At 46.8% G+C, this 7062-nt stretch carries 7 protein-coding genes; 2 read left to right on the top strand and 5 right to left on the bottom strand.

Features of this window, described 5'->3' with window-relative positions; all coding sequences use genetic code 11:
• Nucleotides 1–131: 131 nt before the first annotated feature.
• From RMO35_RS23835 to RMO35_RS23845, 3 genes are all read right to left on the bottom strand, one after another.
• Nucleotides 132–1145 (bottom strand): type I glyceraldehyde-3-phosphate dehydrogenase, encoded by a 1014-nt coding sequence (locus RMO35_RS23835; protein ID WP_309745009.1) that lies wholly within the window; start codon nt 1143–1145, stop codon nt 132–134.
• A 315-nt stretch (nt 1146–1460) separates the two neighbouring features.
• Complete coding sequence (locus RMO35_RS23840; RefSeq protein WP_309745011.1) at nt 1461–1736, bottom strand: poly(ADP-ribose) glycohydrolase domain-containing protein; 276 nt, start codon at nt 1734–1736, stop codon at nt 1461–1463.
• Between the two features lie 197 nt (nt 1737–1933).
• Nucleotides 1934–2419, bottom strand: coding sequence for a glutathione peroxidase (locus RMO35_RS23845; protein WP_309745013.1), 486 nt, complete (start codon nt 2417–2419; stop codon nt 1934–1936).
• 69 nt (nt 2420–2488) lie between these two features.
• On the opposite strand from RMO35_RS23845, the gene RMO35_RS23850 reads away from it, so the two are divergent.
• Nucleotides 2489–3226: a cobalt-precorrin-6A reductase gene (locus RMO35_RS23850; protein ID WP_309745015.1), complete on the top strand. Its 738-nt coding sequence runs from the start codon at nt 2489–2491 to the stop codon at nt 3224–3226.
• A gap of 189 nt (nt 3227–3415) precedes the next feature.
• Here the strand turns inward: RMO35_RS23850 and RMO35_RS23855 are convergent, their stop codons facing one another.
• Nucleotides 3416–4978, bottom strand: coding sequence for a metallophosphoesterase (locus RMO35_RS23855; RefSeq protein ID WP_309745017.1), 1563 nt, complete (start codon nt 4976–4978; stop codon nt 3416–3418).
• A 261-nt stretch (nt 4979–5239) separates the two neighbouring features.
• Between RMO35_RS23855 and RMO35_RS23860 the strand changes: the two genes are divergently transcribed.
• A complete protein-coding gene (locus RMO35_RS23860; protein WP_309745019.1) occupies nt 5240–5854 on the top strand; it encodes a Uma2 family endonuclease in 615 nt (204 codons plus the stop codon).
• A 93-nt stretch (nt 5855–5947) separates the two neighbouring features.
• On the opposite strand, the gene RMO35_RS23865 is transcribed toward RMO35_RS23860, so the two are convergent.
• Nucleotides 5948–7062: DUF4114 domain-containing protein (locus RMO35_RS23865; RefSeq protein ID WP_309745021.1), on the bottom strand; the 1115-nt coding region annotated here is incomplete at its 5' end.

A 7062-nucleotide genomic window follows, 5' to 3' on the forward strand; every position in this document is an offset into this window, starting at 1 on the left:
GGTTATTTGATTTAACAGCAATTCATTTGTTAATTGACAAAGAAGCCCCATCACAAAGTGATGAGGCTTCTTTTCGTTAGGTCAGTAATAATTAATCGATAAACTATCCACTATCCACTAATCACCATCCACTATTTAACCCATTTCTCACCAACGATTTCGGCGAGATCGACTACCCGCTGACTGTAGCCCCACTCGTTGTCATACCAAGCGATCACTTTGACCATATCATCGCCCATGACCATCGTCAGACTAGAATCGATCGTACAAGAGGCATCAGTACCCTTGAAATCGCTCGAAACTAGTGGCAACTCGCAATAGTCCAAAATACCTTTCATCGACCCTTCAGCAGCCGCTTTGAGGGTAGCATTGACTTCTTCGGTGAAGGTTTTCTTCTCCACGTTGACGACTAGATCGACTACCGAAACGTTTGGCGTCGGTACCCGCAAGGCAATCCCATTGAGTTTACCTTTGAGTTCTGGCAATACTAGAGCTACTGCTTTAGCCGCACCAGTGGATGTCGGTACGATATTCATCGCCGCAGCTCGTGCCCGACGTAAGTCGCGGTGGGAAGCATCCAGCAAGCGTTGGTCGCCAGTATAGCTGTGGGTGGTGGTCATCGTCCCTTTGATGATGCCGAAGTTGTCATTGAGGACTTTGGCAAAGGGCGCTAGACAGTTGGTGGTACAGCTAGCGTTACTAATGATGAAGTGTTTGTTGTGATCGTAGTCTTTGTCATTGACGCCCATCACAAATGTGCCATCTTCATCTTTACCCGGTGCGGTAATCAGCACTTTTTTGGCACCAGCATTGATATGTCGGGAAGCACCCGCATGACTGATGAACACACCTGTAGATTCGATTACGAGGTCGATTTCCCAGTCTTTCCAAGGTAAGTTGTCAGGATTGCGATCGGATACGCACTTAATTACCTTACCGTTGACCGTAATCGTGTTGTCATCAGCACTGATGTCGGCATCGAAGGTGCCTAACATGGTGTCGTATCGGAGCAAGTGTGCATTAGTACGAGGATCGGAAGTATCATTGATACCCACAACTTCGATGTTGCTATTTTTTCTGCCTAGCCAACACCGCATGAAATTCCGTCCGATCCGCCCAAACCCATTGATCGCTACTCTAATCACAGCCTCTTGCCCTCTTGTTTTAAATTTCTAGTTTTATATACCAGTGCTAAAGTTAGATCGTACCGCAAACCATACACATCTAAAACTTTATCTACAATTTTATAGATGCGATCGGGATAACTTGCTAGTTAGAGCGATGCTCTGGCGGATCGAGTCCCCTAACTTTGAGAGCAATTTTGCGCTCATCCCAGCAGCTAAAATCGCTCGCTACCCAAACATCTGTTCGGGTGTCATCATCGAAGCGTAATCGTTAGAGGTACTCGATCGCAATCCAGTCGCCAGTTATATTTTGAGCGATATCACTGACGACAAAAGTCACGATCGAAACCGTTCGCGACATTTTTCAGTTTGGACGAGTCTGTGAGCGGCGACTTGAGTTGTTTCGGCGGTGACTTCGATCGTGGGTCGCTCGGCTGTACTAGCGGCTGGTGCGGCTAATAGTGCTGCTGAGTGTTGCGGTGAATATAAGACTGTTTTTTTGACAGCCATCTGTTGAGCTGCCAAAAATTCAACTACCGTTCCCGATTTGTTGGTATACGTTCCGGTTGTGAGGATTTCTAGTGTTTCTTTGGCAGTATTTTTCAGTGACATAGATCGATCGGATTCAGCTTTCTCTAAAATAGCAATATCAACCGATCGTGAGACAAACTATCGATATCGATCGCTAGTTAAATCGATTAAAAACCACCTGCAATCCTTGTGGTGGGCAGTGCCCACCCTACAATATATCCCTTTTTAGAAGTGTAAACCCCACCCTAACAACCCAATTATTAATTATTAATTATTAATTAATTTAACAGTGCTTCGATATCTTTAGCGATATCTTTGGGTTCGGCATTCGAGCCATAGCGTTTGACGACATTACCGCTACCATCGACCAAAAACTTGGTGAAATTCCACTTAATCGATTCCGTTCCCAAAATTCCTGGTGCGGCTTTCTCCAAATACTTAAATAAGGGGTGAGCGTTGGCACCATTGACATCGATTTTCTGGAATAGCGGAAAAGAGACCCCAAATCTGGTTTCGCAAAAAGATTGAATATCCGTCGCGGTTCCTGGTTCCTGTTGTCCGAATTGATTGCAAGGAAAACCCAGTACCGCAAATCCTTTGCTGGCGTATTTAGTGTACAACTCTTGCAAACCCTGATATTGAGACGTGAAACCACATTGGCTAGCGGTATTGACGACGAGCAAAACTTTGTCGCGATAACTACTCATCTCGACGGGTTGACCTTCGATACTGGTAGCCGAAAAGTCATAAACTGTGGATGTCATAGGATTTGATTGATTTGTAAACGCTGACTTACTTATTATTATGGAAGTATCTCGAACTTGCTAGGCAGAATGAAGCGACTTGCGATCGTGGGTGGGACTGGGGAGGCGATGCAACTAGCCGCGCTGGCTAGCGATCTGCCCGGATTGGCAGTAATTATGACCCTCGCAGGGCGCACTCGCGAGCCAAAGGCGATCGCAGGTAACGTGCGGATTGGTGGCTTTGGTGGCGAGGCTGGTTTAGTTGAGTATTTGCAGACTGAGAAAATCGATCTCATCATTGACGCTACTCACCCATTTGCCTCCCGCATGTCTTGGCATGTAGCTAGTGCAGCGACTCAAGTGGGGATTCCTAGATTGATGCTCGTGCGCCCCGCCTGGACGCGTTCGCTGGGAGATGACTGGATTGAGGTGGCAAGTGTCGAGGCGGCGGTGACGGCGATTCCGGCGTGGGCTGAGCGGATCTTTGTGACGATCGGCAGACAACAACTCGCCCCGTTTGCCGGATTGACACGCTGGTGCTTGATGCGATCGATCGATCCTCCCGATCCGAGTATCCCCCTACCCCCAGGTAAATTATTACTCGATCGCGGGCCATTTAGTCTCGATCGAGAACGGGAAATCCTAACAGAGTACCGGATTCAAGCGATCGTCAGCAAAAATAGCGGCGGTGACGCGACTTATGCCAAGATTATCGCCGCGCGGGAGTTGGGTTTACCTGTCGTCATGGTGCAACGTCCGCCCGCACCCGAAGGCGAACGCGTCGCCGATGTCGCAAGTGCAATCGAGTGGCTACTCGATCGACTCTAAAATCATTTCTTCATTTGTCAGTAATTAAATACTAATAATTTTAACCGCAGAGGCGCAGAGAGCGCAGAGGGAAGAAAAAGAGGGTTAAGTTTCTCATTTAAGAGCGCTATATCCACTATTCACTATTCACTATTCACTATTCACTATCCACTATTCACTATTCACTATCCACTCACTATCCACTATCCCCTATCCCCTATCCCCCGTATAATACTGCCACTCATGCTGATGATATTCGGCAACTTGAGGCTTGAGCCTAAATTTCAAATCTCGTCCGGGGAGAACATCAACTTGCAAACAGGAGTAAGCGTGCCTTTTATGCGAGCCGCGTCCGGTTTTACCGATAAACTGATGCGATACGGCGACATCTTGCAACTTGCCATCGAGCCGTTCTTGAATGATGTTTCCCTCCGCTCGTTGACGACGCAGACTAAAACCGCTCCCCCCGCAGATAACCCACTTTATCCCTCGATCGGCATGTCCGGTGTCTAGAGTTTCTAGATATTCAAAGCAATGTGCGTGTCCAGATAGGACGAGATCTACCAAGGGACGGTTATCCATCAGATCTTTAACTTCTAGTTCGACGCGATCGAAGATCGTCCGTAAATAATGCCGCACTGCTAATGTCTGACCCTGGTGCCATTTGGTTGCTTCGGTGACATAGGGGGGATGATGAAAATAAATCATCCGTCCGCGCGCTGTTTTGTCTTGCCAAGATGCGATCAGTCCGCGCTCCAACCACTCCAATTGTTCGTAATCGACCTTTTCGTAGACGATATTTGGGTCTAATTGTTTTTCTAAATCGCGAATTAATTCTTCGATTTGTTCGACCTTGCCCAGCAACTCTTCCAGGGAGTCGCGATCGTCCTGCGGGGTCGCGGCATCTAGGTTTTGGATGAGTTGCAGATGCTCGTCCCGCTCTAAATAACATTGCTCTAACTCATCTCGCAATGTCTGACGGTGCCGATCTCCACCCTCATTATTATCGATCGGTAATGGGGCGTTAAAGGTATTAGAATCTAAAGCAAAAAAGTCGATGCCGCCATAGCGAAACTGATAGTAACGGTTGGGAAGTCGGGTAAACTGTCCGGGTTGATAATTCAACGCTTTGCCTGTCGGCGTCTGCGCTGTGTAATGCCGCTCTAGATGCCGCTGGAGTTCGGATTCGGGAATGTCCTGAAGATAATCTAAAAAAGCTCTGGCATAAGCATCACCCTGATAAGAACCATGCCAACCCACGTCTAGATCGATCGCATACCGAAAAGCTTGCCGCAGTGGGCGTAATAACTGCGACAGCACGCCATAGACGATCGGTAAATCGTAGTAGTCATGATTGCCCAGTACGGGCAAAAACGGGCGATTGAAGACCATCGAGTCATAACCAATTCGCTCTGGATGTCGATCGCCACCCTTTAGTAATTCGCGATAGGGGCGGATAAAATTATCGAGATACTGTTCGCTAGAGCCGACCAAATAGACGACATCACCAGTATGCAGGATAAATCGCGCTGAAGGTGCCGATCGCTGCATTAGTTCGGAAACGTGGCGCTGCGGACTATCGTGCCGATAAGAGCTACTACCGCTGTCTCCCAGCACGCCAAATGTAAACCCCTGCGCTGGATCGTTGCCGTCATCTAGTGCCAGTCGCGTCCGATCGATCCCTAATTTCTGAAACAATGGATGATGCCACCGCATTCGTTCCTGCATGTTCGCAATCTTCATGGCGATCGTCGGATCGGAAACTAATTTCATTGCTGATTATATTGATAGGTGGAAGCGATGGAAACACCAAGTAATGCCGTGCTGTCAGCCAGGTAGCTAACAGCCAAATTTCTATCCAGTTTAGCGAATTTCTGTGCCGAGAGAATCGATAGATAGAGGGAAGATCCTCAGAGCGAGTAAGTTCTTGAGCTAGGTTCGTCACGATCGTCCAGTTGGCGATCGCTGCCAAAATCTTACCAGTGATACAATATCAACTGAATAACCTTTCTCTCGCGATAGCTTCGAGGTTTTATGACAATTGCCACCGCACCTGGTTCATCGGTCGATGCTCAGCCATTGCTACTCGATGTCAGCAATACAACTTTGACCGTTACACCAGAGCAATTCGACAGGTTGTGTATCGATAATCCCGATTTACGTCTCGAACTCACACCCGATCGACAATTGATTGTTATGGCTCCAACAGGCGGCGAAAGTGGACAGAGAAATGCAGATTTAGTCACTGACGTTAACATTTGGAATCGACAAACCGATTTAGGTCGAGTATTTGATTCCTCTACAGGCTATGACTTTACCGCACTCGATGGTGGCAAACGATCTCCCGATGTTTCTTGGATTGAGAAATCGCGTTTAGAAGGAGTAGACATTAAAGGATTCATTACAGTAGTCCCCGATTTTGTCATTGAACTGCGCTCTGCTACCGATGATAGCTTGACTGAGACACAAACCAAGATGCGAGCATATCAACAGTTGGGAGTGCGGTTGGGTTTGCTAATAGATCCGCAGAATCGAAAAGTAGAAATCTATAGATCGGGACAAGAGCCTGAGATCCTAGAATTACCTGAATCAATCGATTGTAGTGATATCATGCCAGGTTTCGTACTGAATATGAATAGAATTTGGTAGTTTAGCTAGCGAATTGAAGCGCTATTAACACTAAAAAATCCCTCAAAGTTGGGGGATTTTTTAGTTAGTGAAGCTCAGGTTAAAAAGTTAGCGCTAATTTTTAACAGTCATTTGGAAAATCAGATCGTTATAGTCGCGATCGCCACCACCAAACATATCTTCCACGCCAAACTTATTATCACCGAGCAAGCGGAAGTGATCTACCCCATCGGTATTTGCACCCAGATAGTTAAAGTAGGCGTGAATATTACTATTAGAGTTGTTATTCGGATTTTGACTCAAGAACTTGTCAAAGGTACCATTGGCAACGACTACAGGAGCTAAGATTTTACCACCAGCGATCGTCAAATCGGTATCGGCTTGACTCTTAAAGCGAGTACCGAGGATGGCATTTTGAATCGCTTCGCGAGCATAGCCCACATCGCCCGGTTTGAGTCCGCTGGCGAGAGTGCCGCTTTCGTCTTCTACTTGGTAGAAAGCAATATAGTTATTATAGTTAGCATCACCGATCGTCTTGGTATCGACGATCGCTTGACGATTGGCATAAGCACGTAAATCGATAACTTGTCCGTGTGAATTACCTTTTAACTTGTCTTCTAAACTACCTTGTAAACCAGTACCACCCTGTAATGGATATTTATCGACGGCTTCTACTCGTAAGGTGAGATCTTTGAAGGCGATGTCGTAAGTATTATTGGTGAGGTTGGTGGTAAATTTCACCGGACTGACATTAGCTGGATTAGCTTCGGGCAGCGAGAAGACAATGTTGGCAGTGGGTTTGCCAGCACCGAGATCGGCTTTAACGCGATCGAGTGTTTCGTTAGCAATTGCCAGAAATTCGATCCGATCGCCCTGAGTCATATTTAAATAACGTTGGGAGTTATTATCGTGTTGGCGATCGAAAGCACTATTCCCCAAACTAGAAAAGACTGATTGAGCGCGAGCGACTGCGGCGGCTACATAACCATTTTCACCCGGTTTAATTCCATTAATGCTCCCAAAATCATCATCGACGACAAAAGCGCAGATCTCACCCAGATCGCTATTTGACTGCGGTAATTTGGTGAATTTGAGCAGTGTATTTACCGAGCCACCATCGATCGTTAAGAGATTTTTGGCTGATGCGAGCAATGTTGGTTTCTCAGCATCATTATCCGCGATCCTTATCGTCTTGCTATTAATGCCATCTGTCAGCGTGTAATCGTCAG

The sequence above is a fragment of the Chamaesiphon sp. OTE_20_metabat_361 genome (assembly GCF_031364565.1).